Annotated in this window: 12 protein-coding genes; 4 read left to right on the top strand and 8 right to left on the bottom strand. The window is 47.4% G+C overall.

Annotation, left to right across the window (positions count from 1 at the left end; all coding sequences use genetic code 11):
• Positions 1-47: 47 nt before the first annotated feature.
• A complete protein-coding gene (torS, locus tag H9J30_RS02480; RefSeq protein ID WP_240129535.1) occupies positions 48-3,050 on the top strand; it encodes a TMAO reductase system sensor histidine kinase/response regulator TorS in 3,003 nt (1,000 codons plus the stop codon).
• Between the two features lie 470 nt (positions 3,051-3,520).
• On the opposite strand, the gene torD is transcribed toward torS, so the two are convergent.
• The 4 genes from torD to torE form a co-directional block, all read right to left on the bottom strand.
• Positions 3,521-4,150 (bottom strand): molecular chaperone TorD, encoded by a 630-nt coding sequence (torD, locus tag H9J30_RS02475; protein WP_240129534.1) that lies wholly within the window; start codon positions 4,148-4,150, stop codon positions 3,521-3,523.
• A 93-nt stretch (positions 4,151-4,243) separates the two neighbouring features.
• Positions 4,244-6,733 carry a trimethylamine-N-oxide reductase TorA gene (gene torA, locus H9J30_RS02470; protein ID WP_240129533.1) on the bottom strand — a complete coding sequence of 830 codons (2,490 nt, stop codon included), beginning with the start codon at positions 6,731-6,733 and terminating at the stop codon, positions 4,244-4,246.
• A 15-nt stretch (positions 6,734-6,748) separates the two neighbouring features.
• Entirely contained in the window at positions 6,749-7,927 is a 1,179-nt protein-coding gene (gene torC / locus H9J30_RS02465; RefSeq protein WP_240129532.1) for a pentaheme c-type cytochrome TorC, read from the bottom strand.
• 27 nt (positions 7,928-7,954) lie between these two features.
• On the bottom strand, positions 7,955-8,125 hold the full coding sequence (torE, locus tag H9J30_RS02460; protein WP_240129531.1) for a trimethylamine N-oxide reductase system protein TorE: 171 nt from the start codon (positions 8,123-8,125) through the stop codon (positions 7,955-7,957).
• Positions 8,126-8,642: 517 nt separating this feature from the next.
• Between torE and H9J30_RS02455 the strand changes: the two genes are divergently transcribed.
• Positions 8,643-9,995 carry an NCS2 family permease gene (locus tag H9J30_RS02455; protein WP_240129530.1) on the top strand — a complete coding sequence of 451 codons (1,353 nt, stop codon included), beginning with the start codon at positions 8,643-8,645 and terminating at the stop codon, positions 9,993-9,995.
• Positions 9,996-10,025: 30 nt separating this feature from the next.
• Here the strand turns inward: H9J30_RS02455 and H9J30_RS02450 are convergent, their stop codons facing one another.
• From H9J30_RS02450 to H9J30_RS02440, 3 genes are all read right to left on the bottom strand, one after another.
• Positions 10,026-10,457, bottom strand: a complete 432-nt coding sequence (locus H9J30_RS02450) for a CBS domain-containing protein (RefSeq protein ID WP_240129529.1) — start codon at positions 10,455-10,457, stop codon at positions 10,026-10,028.
• Between the two features lie 99 nt (positions 10,458-10,556).
• Positions 10,557-12,329, bottom strand: a complete 1,773-nt coding sequence (gene olsF / locus H9J30_RS02445) for a bifunctional ornithine lipid synthase OlsF (RefSeq protein ID WP_486669437.1) — start codon at positions 12,327-12,329, stop codon at positions 10,557-10,559.
• A 119-nt stretch (positions 12,330-12,448) separates the two neighbouring features.
• A complete protein-coding gene (locus H9J30_RS02440; protein ID WP_240129528.1) occupies positions 12,449-13,519 on the bottom strand; it encodes a UDP-2,3-diacylglucosamine diphosphatase in 1,071 nt (356 codons plus the stop codon).
• A gap of 362 nt (positions 13,520-13,881) precedes the next feature.
• Here H9J30_RS02440 and H9J30_RS02435 point away from each other — a divergent pair, with 362 nt between their 5' ends.
• Together H9J30_RS02435 and H9J30_RS02430 are read left to right on the top strand one after the other, a co-directional pair.
• Positions 13,882-14,859 carry a transposase gene (locus H9J30_RS02435; protein ID WP_240129527.1) on the top strand — a complete coding sequence of 326 codons (978 nt, stop codon included), beginning with the start codon at positions 13,882-13,884 and terminating at the stop codon, positions 14,857-14,859.
• An 894-nt stretch (positions 14,860-15,753) separates the two neighbouring features.
• The gene (locus H9J30_RS02430) at positions 15,754-16,215 is read left to right on the top strand and encodes a DUF2947 family protein (protein ID WP_240129526.1); all 462 of its coding nucleotides are present in this window, start codon (positions 15,754-15,756) and stop codon (positions 16,213-16,215) included.
• Between the two features lie 610 nt (positions 16,216-16,825).
• Here H9J30_RS02430 and H9J30_RS02425 read toward each other — a convergent pair.
• Complete coding sequence (locus H9J30_RS02425) at positions 16,826-18,184, bottom strand: YjiH family protein (RefSeq protein ID WP_240129525.1); 1,359 nt, start codon at positions 18,182-18,184, stop codon at positions 16,826-16,828.
• Positions 18,185-18,697: the final 513 nt, after the last annotated feature.

The following is an 18,697-nucleotide window of genomic DNA, read 5'->3' as shown; positions in this document are numbered from 1 at the left end:
TCCACAGTGATTCTTTGGAATGCATTGTAACAGTTTAAGGAACAAGCGTGGCTCCTTTATCTTTATCGCGACGTAGTTTAACCGGCAGACTGATGCTCGCCTTTAGCGTGCTTGGGCTTTTGCTATTGCTGTTGGTGAGTCTTGGTAGCTTGAGTTTACATTGGCTTAAACAAGCCGATCGTTACCTGTATGAAGAATCCTTGCCCGCCTCTCAAGCTGCGCGCCAATTGGTGCAGGCCTCAAATGCGTTATCCGATGGCGTGACTCAGTTAGGCCAGGTTGAAGATGAGCGGCAGCGGGAATTTATCGGCCGTAAATTAAAAATTGAAAGTGCCACAATGTTAAATAGTATCAAAGTGTTGGCACTCGACGTGAATGAGGATAATCATTTACCTGTTCTAGCAGGGCAAATTATTGAACAACTTACCTTGCTTGGTCAAAGTGTTGGCCAGCGGATTACCCTTGGCGATGAGTTACAGCGCAGGGCCCGTGAATTATCGGTTGCCGCGGCCCATGCTTCTGAGTTACTGCAATCTGAGTTAGCGGTTGTCGATTCGGCAATTTTAGCCAAACTGAGTCAAGCTTATCCCGATATGGCGGGGGATAAACGCAGTGGGCAACTGCTTGATGATGTGATTGAGCGTGAGCTCGATATCCAAGAACAGCTTAATCGCGCGCTCAAATTAGTGCATCAAATTGCGCTGCTCAGTCAGTTATTTGAGGTATCGGAGTTGCAGTCTGAGCTGCAATTGAGTGTCCCACGTTTATTGGCAACCTTTGCCAGCACATTACCCTCGCATCCTGTAGCGCACATTAATCAGCAAAAAGGGAGTGCAATCGAGCAAGCATCGGAAGCTGTAACTGAGTTGTTGGCGCCAGAGGTTGGTATCGATTTAATGGCACTAACGACCGTTTCTGAGCTGATACGCGATCCCGGTCGTCTCAACGCCTTAAAGGCCGAGTTGGTTACCCTTAAACACACGCCAAAGATCATTAAGTTACAGCGAGACCTGAGCCAAAGTTTGCAGCGGCAACAGCGCCAGCAGCAGGCATTAGCGGAAAAACTTTATAGTCTTAATACGTTGGTGGATAGTGCGCTCAATCAACAACAGCAGAGGGCTGAGTTGGCGCGAAGTGATTATTTAATGCAGCTGTCCTACGCTCGGTTCGGCTTGTTGGCCACGGGTATGTTGATGTTTGTGATCATGGGGTGGGTCATTTATCGTGTGATTTATCGTGGCATTGCTTTAAGGTTAAATCAGGCAACGCAGGCCATGTCGCGTTTAAGTTTAGGCGCTACCAATGTGAGTCTTGATGCCCGAGGCGATGATGAATTAACTGCGATGGCGAATGCAATTGAGGCATTTAAGCGAAAAACTGCCCATAACCTTAAATTACAGGCGGATTTACGTCAGGTCGCTGATGAGTTGACCGAGCATAAAAAAGCCCTTGAACAAACTGTAGCTACGCGGACTCAGGAATTAGCCGAGACAAATCTTCGCCTCGATGCTGAGGCTAAAGGCCATGCTAAGGCAAGGGTCGTTGCCGAGGAGGCGAGTCAGGCCAAATCGCAATTCCTTGCAACGATGAGCCATGAAATCCGCACCCCACTCAATGGGTTGTTGGGGACGTTAACCTTGCTAGGACAGAGTCAGTTACCGCCCGCGCAGCAACAGATGCTCGCCCTGTCGCAGTACAGCGGCACGTTATTGCAAACTGTGCTCAACGATATTCTTGATTTCTCCCGCCTTGAGCAGGGTAGTTTAACCAATGAGCCAAGGCCTACTGATATCAACGCCCTACTCGATGAAGTGCTGGCTATCATGGTAGCGGGCGCTAATCTGGCGGGATTGAGTTTAAGGCTGAACCGTCCCCAATTACCCGCTTGTATTAATATCGATGGCCCTAAGCTGCGGCAAGTGTTGTTTAACCTTATCGGTAATGGCATTAAGTTTACCTCCGAAGGCAGTGTCAGCCTGAATGTCAGCCTGCAGGGAGATAGATTAGCCTTTGTGGTGGCTGATACAGGTGTGGGCATTGCCCCCAAGGTGCGTGAACAGTTATTTATTCCCTACAGTACATTGCCAAATCAGGGGCGAAGCCGCGGGACAGGCTTAGGGCTGGCGATTTGTAAGCAGTTAGTTGAGCTGATGGATGCAAATGGTCGTGGTATTTGGGTCAAAAGTGAGCCTGGCAAGGGCAGTGAGTTTGGTTTTGAACTCTGCTTTACGCAATGCGATAAAGCCCAAGATGCCCAAAAACAGATCCATAAGCAAGTGCATACTCAGCGCGTGTTAGTGGTTGAGGATAACAAGGTCAATGCTATGGTCGCGCAGGGATTTTTGGCGCATTTAGGCCACAGTTCGACCTTGGCGTCAAGCTGCCAACTCGCACTGGAGTGTGTGAGTGCTGATAAGGCATTCGATGCCGTGATGTTAGATATTCAGTTGAGTGATGGTTCTGGCGTGGCGTTATTACCGCAGTTAAAGGCGTTATTTGGGGCAAAAAATGTTAAGTTTGCCGCTTTTACTGCGCAGATGCAGGCCGAAGATCTTAGCCTCTATCGTGAGGTGGGGTTTGATACCGTGTTAGCCAAACCCTTGAGCCTGCAAACACTGACAGAATGGTTAGGTGTTGCTTCGTTGCCAGCGAGTCCTTCCTTAACCTTCGCATCTGCGGAACCATTGGCGCAATCGGCTGAAACCTTGTTAGATCTTAACCAGTTACAGCAAGATATTGAGGTCTTAGGCGTGAAAGCTGTGAGTGATATGTTGACGCTCTATCGAACATCCAGTACTGAGCAAATTGAGCGACTCTCGGCGCTAAGCTCTGTGGCGCATTTCAGCGAGGGCGCAAAGCTATTGCACGCGCTTAAGGGCAGTAGTGCCAGTATGGGGCTAAAAGCACTGACCCAGTGTTGTCAGCAGTGGGAAAAAACACTCAACACTACAGGGAAAAATGTATTAGATAGCAGGGCAGTTACTGAATTGACTGCTTGCTGGCAGGCGTCGATAACAGCGCTTGAGCATTGGCTTGCAACAAAGAGCTAGCAACACAGGATTAGCAGCAAAAGGTTTAGCGACAAGATGTTAGCACTAGGCGTGAGTCGTCCTGAGTAGTACATAAGCAGCACTTATTTCTGCCTAATCAATGCCAATCGAGAAATAATACCAATCACATTAAATATCTAATCAGTTCAGAGCCTCACAGGCATCTCAATCCAAGGCGCATTGACGAAGAAATGGTTATTCCCTTTTAAGTCAATGTAACACGGGAGTGAGATGCCAGTGAGGCTCCCGAAGGGCGGGGTTGAACGGGCTTTATACTGCGTTTAAGGCTTTCGACAGAGCGCCACTATGCCTTCAAGCCTTCGCCTTGTCTAAAGCCCGTTTAACTCCCGCTGAATGAACAGATATTTAATACGATTGGTATAAAAAGCGGCTCCCATGGGAGCCGCATTTGGTTAATTTGTGTCAAAACTTTGAGTCTTAATGCGACTCAGGCTTTATGCTTATAGCGATCAATGCATTGCCTGTTCTAACTGCTGCTTATCTTGCTGCACCCAAGCCAGCGTCAGCGTGGCAAGAGCGCTGTAAAAGCCATTGCTGTGCTTGCTATCGCACTCAACAACTTTTACCACAAACTTAGCTAACCAAGAGTCGAGGCAAGCATCGAGGAAATTTAACTGGGCAGCATCTTCACTGTGGCAGGCTAAATGTCCCATATAAGCGAGCATTACGGCTAAGTGATCGGCAGGCTCAGGGAAGTGACTCTGCACTTGCAGTTTGCTCTGGTGCAAAAATTCACTCATTTGCTGATGCTGCTGCCCAAACAGTAAGGGCTCATCCTCACTGTTTAAGTATAAGCTGGCATAAGGCGAGGCGCTGTGCCGAGTACCCACGAGGAATAAACCGCAATAATCAGCCGCGAGTTCGAGCAAGGCGTCATTGCGCTGTAAATCATTCAGTACCTTCTGCATGGTCGCGACAGGAGCGCTAAACTCTGGCTCATGGCCCAGTTGTGTCCAGAATTGCTGCGCCGCATCACTGGTGAGTTCCTGCAGACGTTGTGCATTAACTTCCCGGGCAAACAGAGAAGATAACAGCTGATACACTAAGGCTCTGGCATGATTAATATCGACGTTGCTCATCGCATTTTCCTCAAAATTAACAGTTGAATGCGCCTAGAAAATTAGGCGCATCGCCTAAGACTTATCGCTCAGGACGGGGTCTCAGCATTTAGCTTAGATTTCAACTTCGATAGGACCATCGAAGGAGCTAACCTTAGGCACTTTACCTTGGTATTTTTCAAACTCAACCAGACATGTATAGGCTGAGCAAGCTTGAGCCAACTTAGAGGTACCAATGTCTAAGGTTAGGGTATTAGGGTCACCATAGCTGCACAGGGCACCGATTTCGGCGCCGCCTTCGACGCTGCCATCTTTACCCACTGGGCCATACCATGCGCCTTCATGAATTCGTACTACACCTTTAGGGAAACGATCCGATACCACTGCCCCAGCTAACAGTTGACCACGGTCGTTAAAGACTCGCACGATATCGCCATCTTTAATGCCACGGTTTTTTGCATCTTCAGGGCTAATATATACAGGTTCGCGACCATTAACTGTGTAGGTTTCGCGGTATTCCTTTGACTCACACATTTGTGAGTGTAAGCGGTGATCCGGATGGCAAGATTGCAACCACATGGGATATTTATTCGAACCTGGACCACCATGGCTGCGTTCAGCTTTTTCCATCCACATAGGATGGCCTTGGCAGTCATCATAGCCAAACTGTTCAATCTTACGACTGAAGATTTCAATCAAACCGGAAGGCGTGCCTAATGGATTGATTTCAGGATCGTTTCTAAAGTCAGCGTGGCGCGTCCATAATTCGCCTTCACCAAAGTGTACATAACCTTGCTTCCAGAAGGTGGCAAAGTCAGGCATCTCATACTTACCGGCGTTAGCGGCTTTACACTCGTTATAGAGGGTTTCTATCCACTCCATTTCGCTCATATTGCGGGTGTATTCTTTCTCTTTACCCAGCAGCGCGGCAAAACGAGTAAAGATCTCAAAGTCAGACAAACTTTCAAACAAAGGCTCGACCATTTTCTGCATTGCCAGAATACCGCGGTTGGCATAAGCACCGTACACGTCGATATCGTTACGCTCATAGGTGGTGCAGGCGGGCAATACTATGTCGGAGAAACGACAAGTGGCAGTCCAGTTCACATCAATTGAGACCACACATTCAAGCTTTTGGAAGGCTTGCTTCATGCGGTTACGGTCTTGATGGTGGTTCCATGGGTTATTACCCGAGAAAATCATCATTTTAATATCGGGGTACACCACTTTAGAACCGTTGGCATCAATGGTTTTGCCGGGTTCTAGAATCGCATCAATCCAGCGGGCAACGGGAATCGTGCTGCTTGCACCTTTAAAGTCTGTGCTATCAAACAGCGGTTTTTGATTCTCGTCTAAGTTACGTGGGAAAGCGCCTGGAGCTGCGGCTGTGGTCGCTGGCACACCAATACTGGAGTAGTGATGACCATAGCTAATACCGCCGCCGGGTAAGCCGATTTGGCCTATCATGGTCGCGAGTACCGCGGCCATCCAGTAAGGCTGTTCACCGTGTTGTTGGCGCTGAATACACCAACCCATCATGATTTGGGTGCGGCCCTTAACTAAGGTTTTTGCCAGATCGCGGATAATGTGTGGTTCAACACCGCAGATAGGCGCCGCCCACTCAGGAGTTTTGGCGATACCATCTTTAGTGCCCATCACGTAAGGTACAAACTCTTCAAAGCCTAAGCTGTAACCTTGGATGAATTTCTCATCGTGTAGCTTTTGGGTGATCATCTCATGGGCGATCGCCAGCATCAGGGTTACGTCAGTCTGTGGGTTGACATATAACTGCTCACAGCCAAGGTAAACCTGGGTTTTGGTCACCACAGGGTCGATACTGATCACGCGGATTTTACCCTGTTTGACCTTCTCTTTTAATTGCGCGAGGTACGCGAAGGCCTCATGGGTTTCTGCGTTCCAGCCCACTTGCAGGTTTTTGTAAGGATCGTTTGACCACAGCACAATCGTGTTGCTGTTTTTTAAGATCAGTGGCCAAGAGGTGCCTTGGGCATACACTTCGGTTGAGCCTAATACATAGGGCAGAATGGTTTGGCCGGCACCGGTGGAGTAGTCACCGATTTTCTTCACAAAATTACCGTGCATCCCCACCGCGCGCTGCATATGGCTGGTGCTGGAATGCAGTTGCCCCGTGGCGCGCCAACCAGTTTGTCCTGCGTGTAAGCCCGATGGACCGTACTTGGTTTGGACCTCATCGAGTGAGTGTTTAAACAGCTTTAATGCTTTATCCCAGGTCACACGAACAAAGCGGAAATCCCCCCGCTGCTGGGTATTACTCTTATGGCCTTTTAGTAAAAAGTCTAAGCGAACCATAGGGTAACGCACGCGGGATGGGTTATAGACCATACCGCGGATACCGTTAATCATATCCGTTGGATATTTATCTAAATCGAAGGCTTTGACCTCGGCAATCATGCCGTTTTTACGCTTGATTTTAAAGGCACCGAAGTGGGAGCCTGTGGTCAGCCATTCGTCTTCATTTAGCCCTGTGCTGGCCAGCGCATTTAAGGGCGCTAGTACTGAGCTGCCACCTAAAGCAACGAAAGAGGTTGAGGCTAAGCCTTTTAAAAAGTCTCTTCTGTTCATGGTATTACTCCCGAATTAGTGCTCTTTTTTCACGAAGGTTGACGAATGTTCTTGCAGGTATTTTTGCACCAGTGCTTGGGTGTCCTGATCCATGTTCACGAAGGCCAACATGCCTTGGAACATACCTGGCCAGGTATTGGCGTCAAAATGCGCTTCATCTGGCTGGGTGTGGCACACACTACAGCTTGAGCGGAAGGTATCGCGGGCATAGCCCCAGAGCGGTTGCAGTTCAGTGAGCAGGTAATCTTTATCGGTCCAGATTTGGGCTTCTACGCGTTGCCATTTTAGGCCTGTCATTGGATCTTCTTTCTCTTCAAAGGTTTGGACAACACCTTCGGTTTCAGCAGCATCTTTGCTTAACTGTGCCGATAAAATGTTCACGCCAAAGTCCATGTAGATCACGCGGCCTGCACCGATCTTTTTACGCCAGCCATCGATACCAATTTTGATGCGCTTACCTTTAGTTTCGAGCACTTTCACCTGAGTGGCGACGTTTAAGGTGCCAGCTTCGACATCACCTTTTTCACTAAAGAACAGTGGCTTAGTCAGGGCGCTGTAGTAGGTTTGGTTGGTATCAACTGAGCTGACACCCGCACCCACTTCTGCAATCAGTTCGGGGGCGCGGGCTGTGCCCATTTCAGGTAAATGGTGAGCAATGCCTTTGTGGCAATCGATACAGCTTTGGTCGATTTCGGCGGCGCGTTTCATTTGTTTTTGCGCCAGCGGTGACATGCTTTCCCACTTCATTGAGTTGTAGTTATGGCAGTTTTTACAGGCCAGAGAGTTGTCGCGATCAAAACGCTTCCACTCACGGCTTGCCATTTCGAGGCGTTTAGCTTCAAATTTTTCAGGGGTGTTTACCGTATTGAGTAGCCAGCCCCACATATCGTGGGAGGCTTCCATCTTACGGGCAATTTTACGGCTCCAGTTATGGGGCACGTGACAGTCAGGGCAGGTGGCGCGCACACCTGAGTGATTCGACCAATGCACTGTTTCCTGCAGCTCTTGATAGGGTTTGCTCTCCATACTGTGGCAACTGATGCAGAAGGCTTCGGTGTTGGTAGCTTCCAATGCGGTGTTAAATCCACCCCAGAAGATGATGCCCATGATAAAAGCACTGATGCTGACAGCGCCTAAGGTCAGCGCTTTGGTGGGTTTATTTAGCGTGCGCCAGAGGTTGATTAACCACTTCATAATAGCGTCCTCAAAAGTTACAGTGAATTAGTGGCCAACAACGCCGCCGAAGGCTTGGATCATCCAAATGATGAAACCGTAGAGACTGATCCCCGCGATAGTCAGTGCGGGGAAGAGTAAGAAAATGATGAATCCCAGCGCCTTTAACTCATTGCTGCGTGTGGACTTATCCGATATTTGCATAGTGGGCTTTGTCATTGGGAAGAGCTCCTTTCGAAAGCGATTTTTGATGGCATCACTATAAAGTGGAGATGTGAACGGGCTTACGAGCTGGGATGAATGGGCTTTGACAAAATATGAAAAATTATGAAAATTTTAGAAAGCCGATGAGTTTTGATTTTACTGACAGAGCGTTAATCTAATTTCTGTGATCGAGTTCGGTGGTTTGTTGTTCGGTGTAGGTGTTTTTTTAAACACTGATTTTGACTTTTTTGGCTAATTATTTACTGAAGTGCAGGCGAGGTCTTAGCTATCTGGCGGCGTTTACAGTATTATCCGCGGCCAACAAAGGCTGCGTTTGCATGGTTGAAGATAGTTTAACTGGGCAAAGCATCACTGCTTGCAGATCATGGATTTTTCCCGATGTAGGAAAATGATGTGGATCTCTCACCCAACTCCTTGGATTTGGGGCTCTAATCTGCCGCAGCCGGCGTCGCCAATGGTTAAGCCAATTGGTATCGACCCTATTTTAAGAGATCACAAGGTATAACAAGATATGTCTGAGCAATTGAGTTCAACTGCCGTACCCTCTGGTTCGTTCCTGAACCGTTTTTTTTCAATTCAACAACGTGGTAGCACAGTTCGCCAAGAAGTGATTGCAGGGTTAACCACCTTCCTCGCGATGGTGTACTCAGTGATTGTGGTACCCAATATGTTAGGCAAAGCGGGATTCGACCCCGGTGCCGTGTTTGTCGCTACCTGCTTAATTGCCGCCTTTGGCTCACTGCTGATGGGCTTGTGGGCAAACTTACCCATGGCAATTGGCTGCGCGATTTCACTTACGGCCTTTACTGCGTTTGGCTTAGTGTTAGGTCAGGGCATGAGTATCCCTGTCACTTTAGGCGCCATTTTTTGGATGGGGGTGATTTTTACCCTCGTGAGTGTCACTGGCGTGCGTCAATGGGTGCTGGCTAACCTACCTAAGGGGATCGCCCATGGTACAGGTATTGGTATTGGCTTGTTTTTACTGTTAATTGCCACGAACAGCGTGCAGTTGATTGTGGCCAATGATGCTGGCCTGCCAGTGAAGCTAGGTGATATTAACAGCCTGCCCGTTATCGCCACCGTCCTAGGTTTAGCGGCGACTATTGGTTTAGAGCGCCGCGGTGTACCTGGTGGTATCTTGCTGGTGATTATCGGCCTCTCCCTGTTCGGTTTAGTGTTTGATCCTAGCGTGAAATTCCAAGGTTTATTCGCCGTGCCTGATTTTACCTCTGAGCACTCGCTAATTGGCCAAATGGATATTATGGGCGCTTTAAATCCTGTGGTATTACCGATTGTGCTGGCGCTGGTGATGACGGCGATTTTTGATGCCACGGGCACCATTCGCGCGGTAGCGGGTCAAGCCAATCTTCTGGATAAAGACGATAATATCGTCGGCGGTGGCAAGGCATTAACGTCAGATTCTGTCAGCAGCATGTTTGCGGGTATCGTCGGCGGCGCGCCAGCGGCCGTGTATATCGAATCGGCGGCAGGGACTGCGGCGGGCGGTAAGACGGGCTTAACCGCGACCATAGTGGGCGGATTATTCCTGCTGATGGTGTTTTTAGCGCCGCTCAGCTATTTGGTGCCAGCCTATGCAACTGCACCTGCGCTGATGTATGTGGGGCTATTGATGCTCAGCAATGTGACTAAGCTGGACTTTAACGACAAGGTCGATGCGATGGCGGGCTTAACCTGCGCCGTATTCATCATCCTTAGCTGTAACATTGTGACTGGTATTATGCTCGGCTTTGTAACCTTAGTGGTTGGCCGTATTTTTAGCGGCGAATGGCGTCAACTTAAGTTAGGTGTGTTAGCCATTACCTTGGGCCTTGTGGCCTTCTATATGGGCGGCTGGGCAATCTAGATTACTCTATAAAGTCGGAAGCGAGTGCAGCTAGCACTCGCTTTCATTAACCTCATTGTGTTCACAATAGGCACGCAGTAAATCCTTCCAAGTCACTATCCCGACCAGAGCGCCATTATCGAGCACAGGCAAACAGCCAATATTGTGTTGTAGCAGGGTGTGAGTCGCGGCATCGAGCGACACATGGGGCGCAACGGTAACCGGATTACGGGTCATCACCTGATGGACGCGTTTCTGGAGGGTTTCGAGATCCTTTGAGGTTTCAGCGCTGCTACCTAAATTAGGGCTAATGGCACGCAACAAGTCGCGCTCAGACAATACACCTTCGAGTTTATATTCATCCACCACCAGCAGATGGTGGAAGTTTGCCTGCTCGAAAATCTCCTTCGCCACGGTTAAACGATCGTCCATTTCGACCGTAACGACTCGGGTACGCATAATATCGGCGATGATGATCGGCATAATAAACCCTACCTCGGACTTGTATCGTTAATGCACTGCATTACAGATACTTATAACAGACCGATGTTTATTTAGCCAATATCTTAGTCAGGATTATGCCTAATCCTGCTCGTCGGTTTCGTCCTCCGTCATCAAGGGGTTTCTTAAGTCTGCGGGCAAATGGGCGCCGATGTAGCGTTGATACCTTTTACCCTTGAGTTTATGGGTATCGACCAGTACCAAACCATCGACGCAGTCGCCAAAATCGGCATCAATCCCAAAGGCGAGAAACTTCACCCCATCCTGCTTACAGAGCTCGCCATATTGCTTATATAGTGTCGGCACCGCAGCGCCCATACTCGCGAGCATTTGTTTTAGCTGCTTAAAGTGGCTTTGGTAATCTTCGCCCGAATAGAGTTCATCCAACTGCAGTTTGCGCTGCTTGGATAAACCAAAGGGCGACATAGATACCGCGAGCGGCTCTGCTGGCGCAAACTCCTTGGAGTAGAAATGCACTAACATCTCTCGCGCGCTGCCAGGCAGTTGATTACTGATGGAAACAGGGCCAAACAGGTAGCGGTATTCGGGATGTTTAGCGAGGAAGGCGCCAATGCCGAACCAGAGATAGTCGAGACTACGTTTGCCCCAATATTTGGGCTGCACAAAGCTGCGGCCAAGTTCTAAGCCTTGTTTGACGAAGGGCATAAAATCGTCGGCATATTGGAATAGTGACTGGCTGTAGAGGGCGTTATCACCGTAGCGGTTTAGCACTTGCTCGCCGCTGGCAAACCGATAGGCGCCAACTATTTCAAACTGTTCCTTATCCCACAGTACTAAGTGCTGGTAGTAAGAATCGTATTTATCGATATCGCGGCGCTTGCCCGTGCCTTCACCGACGGCACGAAACGCGATTTCCCGCAGGCGGCCAATTTCGCGCATGATGGGGTTGCTGTCTTGATGCTGATACAAATAAATCAGCTTGTTGTCTTGGGTTTCACCAAGCAGTTCACATTGTTGCAGCGCGGCCTGTAGTTCTCGGCGCGACTCGGGGTGCGCGATGGCGCTTTGGGTGATAAACAGCGGATCTTTATCTTTGCCGATGCGATATAGATGATTTTTCAGCAGTTTTATCTTGGTCTTTAAGGGAAAATCCATCGAGCGTATGGCTTCATTAGGAATGAGCTCGCCGATGCGGATAGGCATATTGCGCTTGGCCTGTTTAAACATTTCCTTGACCAGTAGCAGTGTGGCTAAGGGTTTGTAAATCATCGAGGCACCGTAGAAGGTGGCGGAGTTTTTAGCATCTAAAAAGATCGGCAGCAGCGGCGCATTGCAGGAAATCGCCATCTTTAAAAAGCCCGAGTGCCACTGGGTATCGCGCACGCCATTGGGACGTAGGCGAGAGACTTCCCCCGACGGGAAAATCAGTACCGCGCCTTCATTACGTAAATGCTGGTGGATTTTTTCTAAGTGCTGCTTAGGTGTGCCGCCGGTCATATTACGTACTGGCAGCAAAATGGAATGTAAAGGCTTAAGTGCCATCAATAGCTCGTTGGCGACGACTTTAATATCGGGGCGGATCTCACTAATCAGTTTTATCAATGCGAGGCCATCGAGAGAGCCAATTGGATGATTGGCGAAGATCACCACTCGACCTTCACAGGGAATATTTTCGACCTCGTTGGCGGGTACGGTAAAACTAAAATCAAAGCTGGCAAGCACTTGCTCGACAAAGTCGACCCCTTGGAGATAAGCAAATTGATTGGCTATCTCGTTACATTGTTTTTCATTCAACAGGTAGCGCAGCATGGCCTTAGTCGGCTTGGCTAACCAAGGTTTGTCCTTGAGGGCGGGCAGGTTTTGCTCCACCACATTATCGACGGTAAAGATCATCGAGCTGTCTTTAAAAGCTGGTTGTGGCATTGCTGTAGATTCGATAGCCGTGCCTTGGTTTAATGCGTTGGGATTTAATGGCTCGGCGTTTGGCGCATGAGTAGTTAATTGATTCATAATTAGGCGACATCCCTTGGTTGGATTTCTGCTTGTATGGGGCTGTGTGTGGCCGTTTGTGGAGCTGGTCTTGAGGCCTGAGCTGGCATTGGAATGGGCGAGTTAGGCGGCGTTTGTACTAACATAATACTTCTCAGAATATCGAGGCTTAAGCTTTGCTCATTCCAGCGGCAGAGCTGTAATTCACCGCTTAAGGTTTCTGTGATCAGGCTGCAGTTTTCGACCCAGTCGCCATCATTTGCGTAGATGATTTGGCGCTTATCCGGTGTGGTGTATTGGTTATCCCTTGGCTGGATTGATAACTCAGGTTGATGAATATGGCCGCAGACCACGCCATCCACATCATAGTGCTGTGCATATTGCACAACGGCTTGGCGGTAGCGTGAAATCGCTGTTTGAGCCTTGCCAACGCGGGATTTGATATAGCTGGCGAGTGACCAGTACGGGTAGCCTAAGCGTTCGCGCAGACGGTGGAGATTGCGGTTGAGGAACAGCAACAAGTCGTAGAGATGATCGCCTAAGATGGCGTAGAAGCGCCCAACGCAAACATCGGCATCGAACTGATCGCCATGCAGCATTAACAGTTTGTGGCCGCCAATGCCCTGATGAATATGCTGGCGAGCAATTTTGATATTCAGCAGTGTCAGTTCGGCATAGGGCTTGATTAACTCATCGTGGTTACCCGGTAGATACATCACCTGAGTGCCGTTTTGCGCCAGTTCAATCAGCTTTTGCAATACCTTGTTGTGGCTCTCGGGCCAGTGCAGGCGGCGTTTGAGCGCCCACAAATCCACAATATCGCCGACCAGATACAAGTGCTGGCAACGCACGGTATTTAATAGGTTTAACAGATAGTCGGCTTTGCAATCCTTACAACCTAGATGGATATCCGATAGCCAGAGGGCGTTGACTGTGGTGGTGTGGCTGTTTGCTGCGTTGCTGGCGTTGGCAAAATGTGGCGTGGAGAAGAAAGTGGCGTTAACACTGGATGGAGCATTGTCGGAAGAGTTGCGGGGGGCGTTGAGTGCGTTGATAAGCGTGCGTTCAAATCCCCTGTAATTAGCACCAGTCATCTCATATTCACCCTATGCGGCTGTTGACTGCCTTAGAGATTAGGGACGAGCTTTGACTGAATGATGAAGCTTAAGTGACATGCAGATGACAACAAGTGGATTAGGCTGGAGTTAACCCGTCAAGATTTAGATCTGGATGCAATGAGAACTGGCTGGAGAATTTAACTTACTTTTGCCTAAAGCTAGATTGTATTATCGCTAGGTGTGCAGGATGAATTGTCATTGTTTCCACTGTGACATGCTTCCGAAATTGCACTTCCGAAATTGGATTCCGCGCATTCCGAAATTGGACACCCAGCATTAATCGCGCGGTAGTTAACCTTCGACTATGCTTTGGTTAAGCATTGAACAAGGAGGTTTGTATGCCGCGCCCTCGCCGAACTCAAGTAAGCCTTGAAGACACGCCCTATTACCATTGCTGTAGCCGCGTGGTACGGCGTGCATTTTTATGTGGTGATGATACCTATTCGGGTAAAAACTATGACCATCGCCGTGGTTGGGTAGAATCGCTACTGTTTGAACTTGAAGCTGTTTTTGCTATTGATGTGGCAGCATTTGCGGTGATGTCGAATCATCTGCATGTGGTGCTGCGGATGGACATCGAGACGGCAAATCGTTGGACAGACCGCGAAGTGCTTGAGCAGTGGCATAAGTTGTTTAAAGGCGATGAATTAACGCAAAAATTCGCTAAAGGTGAGTTAGTTGAAGCCCATGAGGTGAGCAGATTAAAGCATTCAATTGCCCTTTATCGCAGTCGATTATGCGACATTAGCTGGTTTATGCGCTGCCTCAATGAACCTATCGCAAGGCAAGCAAATCAAGAAGATAACTGTACAGGTCGTTTCTGGGAAGGCCGGTTTAAATCGCAGGCCTTACTGGATGAAGCCGCTGTGTTAGCCTGTATGACTTACGTCGATTTAAATCCTATCAGAGCCCAACTGGCTGATACACCAGAACAATCCGACCATACCAGTATTCAGCTACGTATTCGTGCTGCATTAAAAGGTGAGCAGCCGAGCAATCTCCTGCCTTTTATCGGTAACGAGTACGACAACCAACCCAATGGCATTGCGTTTGCCTTAACGGATTACCTTCAATTGGTGGATGATACCGGCCGAATCATTCGCAATGATAAACGTGGATACATCAGTGAAAGTAGTGCCAAGATACTGAACAGATTAAATATCCCCCATGACAATTGGCTCAAGCTGACAACCAAGTTTGGCAAGCTATTTCATGGTCCGGTGGGCACGCTGCAAGAGCTGACCGACTACTGCGAACATCTTGAAAAACGACGACGGCACTTTGCGGCAAGCTGTCAGTACTTTAACAGTAACTGACAACTGCTTATATCACTTCGAAAGTAACCTTTGCAGAACACCTCCCAAGCACTATGGGATGACTTACCTCGTCTGAAATACACCATTTTTGAACGAATTAGCGCAATTTATTGCCTCAGATGCTGTCCCTGCGACTTTTGATGGCTCTTTTTTAAACAATGTTAACTTTTACAAGTTGTAGGCAAACTGAAAGTGCATTATGTTGTTGATTTAAAATGGGTGGCCAGATTTACTGTAACTGACAACTGCTTATATCACTTCGAAAGTAACCTTTGCAGAACACCTCCCAAGCACTATGGGATGACTTACCTCGTCTGAAATACACCATTTTTGAACGAATTAGCGCAATTTATTGCCTCAGATGCTGTCCCTGCGACTTTTGATGGCTCTTTTTTAAACAATGTTAACTTTTACAAGTTGTAGGCAAACTGAAAGTGCATTATGTTGTTGATTTAAAATGGGTGGCCAGATTTACTATTCAAATCATTTGAGCTAGAGCTGGTTGCAGGCAAACGAAAAGTGCATTAAGTTATTGATTTATACTGGGTGGCCAGATTTATTACTAATTTTTGCCTCAGAAGCTGCCCCTACGGTTTTTGATGGTTCTTTTTTAAATAATGTTAACTTTTACAAGTTGTAGGCAAACTGAAAGTCCGTTATGTTGTTGATTTATATTGGGTGGCCAGATTTATTTTAAAGTGCATTATGTTATTGATTTATATTGGGTGGCCAGATTTATTTCCCGTTGATAGTTACAAGAAAGGATATGAAACTCATAACGTTCAAAATCAACGCGAGTTAGGAGCAGGAAATGACCTTCAACACGTTAAATGGAAGGATGGTAAGTCTGGTGGTCACATTTATTATGACAAAGCTAATTAGAGGGCAATTCAAATGAGTGAAAACCTTAGCCCTGTTGAATCTACTCAACATAAAGATTTCTTTGATGATGTACCCGCTAACACAGTCTTTGTTTATGAAAGAAGTTGCGGAGAAGCTCTTTGGGAAGATGTGATAGGAAAGAAGTCTACTTCTTATTTCAGCCTGCCTGATGACAACTGGGTCGTTTCAAAAGAATCCAGAAAAATTGGAGAGTGGATTGAAGCATACAATAACGATGAAAATAAAATAGTTGGTGATATTCTTCAAAGAGAACTGGATTGGGGATTTGATACAAAAGTTAGATTTTTTGGGAAAAAAAGTGTAGTGCTTGAAACCAGCTGGAAAAGCTTTCTCCTACATTGGGATGGCTTCTTGGCATTAGAAGATGACTGTCCGATATTAGTTAAAGATGGTGACATTGAAACAGGGATATTGTTTACAGGAACAGGTGATATTCTTGTAATAAATAACTAAATGGATTTACAAAAAGAGACAGGAGCAAAAAGAGACAGGACAGGCATAACTCTTATTATCAATCAGCCCCATTTCCTTGGGGCTTTTTCTTGCTTGAAACTGGGCAATTTGACCAGCGGCTTGAGCAGCCGTGACCAGTAGAAGAGTTCAGTCTCCAACAGCCGTGTGCGCGATTTGGTGCAGTGCCGTTAGCTGGCGGCACTGGCGCAATTGATATTATCTACTGCTTTAAACAGCAGTCAGAAAGTTAGAGAAAAAGGTTGCCATATTTTTGGTAATCCGAAATGACAAAATTAGAGTAAAGGGTCTATCACGTTTATGTCCCTTAGCTTTTTGCGTACATACAGCAAATGGGTAGTTAAAATTGGCATTGGGGCACCAGTGACCGTTGGCGACATGGATGTCGCCGTCGAGCCTATAGGGATATATTCACGGCGTGTCACTGGGGAAACAATGGCAATAAATTCGTGAAGCAGATCAAATGGCTATTTTGCTTTTATTCTTAAACTGAGTTGTGTGGTTACGAGTGGAGTTTGTACAGTATAAAAACAGTATAAAAAAGGGGAGTCAGTTAATCTGACTCCCCTTGATATTTAAGATGATGTTGCGCTTAGAACAGCAAATGAGCCACGCCAGCAATCACTGGTAGAGTCACTAAAGTACGCAGAATAAACACCACGAAGAGCTCAACAAAGTTCACCGGAATTTTACTGCCGATCAGCAGCGCGCCTACTTCGCTCATATAAATCAGCTGCGTTACGGATAGCGCGGCAATGACAAAGCGGGTCATATCTGACTCGATAGAGCTGGCTAAAATCGATGGAATAAACATATCGGCAAAGCCTACCACGATGGTTTTAGAGGCTTCGGTCGCTTCAGGGATGTGCAGCAGTTCCAGTAATGGAATAAACGGCATACCTAAGTAATTGAAGATGGACGTATGCTCGGCGATGATCAGTGCCGTGGTACCAATGGCCATTACTACAGGGAGAATGCCAAATATCATATCGATAACGTTTTTAATCCCTTCATGTAAGACGGCTTTGATACCTCCAGCACTGGCCGCTTTCTCGAGCGCTTTATCAAAGCCCCAAGAGAGTGCGCCGTGTCCTGCGGGGATCATCTCATCATCGGGTTGACGTGGCGTATCGTCGATATAGTCATCTTTTTTCCACGAGAGTGGTGGCAGCTTAGGCACAATCACGGCCGCAGCAAAACCCGCTAAACACACGGTCAGGTAAAAGGGCACAAACATTTGCTCCAACTTCACCTGTGAGATCACCACTAAGCTGAAGGTAATTGACACCGCCGAGAAGGTAGTACCGATAACAGCGGCTTCCCTCTGGGTGTAAAAACGCGCTTCGTATTGCTTGCTGGTTAGCAAAATCCCAACGCTACCATCACCTAACCAAGAGGCCATACAGTCGATGGCGCTGCGACCTGGCAGGTTAAACACGGGGCGCATTACTTTGGTTAGTAGGGTGCCAAATAGCTCTAATAGACCGAAGTTTAACAGCAGCGGTAGTAACATACCGGCGAAGATAAACACCGAGAAGAGTACTGGCAACAGGTCATTCAGTACTAAGGCGCCGGTACTTGAGGAGTTAATGACTTCGGGACCAATGCCCAAATAGGTCAGTACGATAAAAATTGCACCAACCACACGCGTCGCAAGCCATAGTGGGCTGATGTTGAGCAAACCATTGAGGAAGTGGTTGTTTAGCACAAACTTAGGTTTGAGTAACTTAGTCAGCACTGAGGCAAAGGCCATGGCGACAACAATCACAGTCACGATTAAGGTTAATACATCGCTTAACACGCTTTGCAGTGCTTTAGAGATGACTGCGATGGGAATCGTAATCGCATCGTTGTAGCTGATAGGAGTCATAAATAGCAGCAGACCGATCAGCGAAGGGACGATAAAGGTGAGTATCGTCTTAATGTTGCGGTTTTTATGTTCAGTAGCCAATGGTGTACACCTTAAAGTACGAGTCGCACAAATAAACTTGAATAAATTGCCCCTCAAAGCCGCATGCTAGGCGGGTGTAAGCTGCATTTTCATTCAACTCAAAATCGAGAAGTGGGAAGATTACTCGCTTAGCGCCGCCATGTAAAACGATTCGGGAATTTGTTTGATATAAGCAGCAAAATAGCATAGTTATTTAGGCTGTTTCTAATGGATGATTTTTGATGTTGTCTACTTTTCTAGTTGTTTAAATTTAATTTAATCATGGTTTTACGTTGTGTTGTTGCGGGTTGTTTATCGGGTTGTTTTATTCTTGATGCTGTTCACTTCTTGGCGATGTTTTGTTGAAAACTTTCCCAGTGGATCTTCACTAAATACGCTTTTAGATGATTTTTTACCCATTAATGGTAACAGGGCTTCAAACGTCGCGAACCTAATGTGAGCGGGATAACAGTGGCTGTAACGGTGAGGTTGTCTTCTGTAACAAAACAGAATGAGCTGAATTGTTTGTGAGTA

Origin of the sequence: Shewanella cutis (genome assembly GCF_022410515.1) — a bacterium.
GTDB classification, from domain to species: domain Bacteria; phylum Pseudomonadota; class Gammaproteobacteria; order Enterobacterales; family Shewanellaceae; genus Shewanella; species Shewanella cutis.
This window is presented reverse-complemented; position numbering and strand designations above follow the sequence as displayed.

Bases quoted from the DNA above. Each gene is read 5' to 3' on its own strand.
- torD (WP_240129534.1), bottom strand. From the start codon at position 4,150: ATGAGCAACGTCGATATTAATCATGCCAGAGCCTTAGTGTATCAGCTG.
- torA (WP_240129533.1), bottom strand. From the start codon at position 6,733: ATGAACAGAAGAGACTTTTTAAAAGGCTTAGCCTCAACCTCTTTCGTT.
- torC (WP_240129532.1), bottom strand. From the start codon at position 7,927: ATGAAGTGGTTAATCAACCTCTGGCGCACGCTAAATAAACCCACCAAA.
- torE (WP_240129531.1), bottom strand. From the start codon at position 8,125: ATGACAAAGCCCACTATGCAAATATCGGATAAGTCCACACGCAGCAAT.
- H9J30_RS02455 (WP_240129530.1), top strand. From the start codon at position 8,643: ATGTCTGAGCAATTGAGTTCAACTGCCGTACCCTCTGGTTCGTTCCTG.
- H9J30_RS02450 (WP_240129529.1), bottom strand. From the start codon at position 10,457: ATGCCGATCATCATCGCCGATATTATGCGTACCCGAGTCGTTACGGTC.
- olsF (WP_486669437.1), bottom strand. From the start codon at position 12,329: ATGATCTTTACCGTCGATAATGTGGTGGAGCAAAACCTGCCCGCCCTC.
- H9J30_RS02440 (WP_240129528.1), bottom strand. From the start codon at position 13,519: ATGACTGGTGCTAATTACAGGGGATTTGAACGCACGCTTATCAACGCA.
- H9J30_RS02435 (WP_240129527.1), top strand. From the start codon at position 13,882: ATGCCGCGCCCTCGCCGAACTCAAGTAAGCCTTGAAGACACGCCCTAT.
- H9J30_RS02430 (WP_240129526.1), top strand. From the start codon at position 15,754: ATGAGTGAAAACCTTAGCCCTGTTGAATCTACTCAACATAAAGATTTC.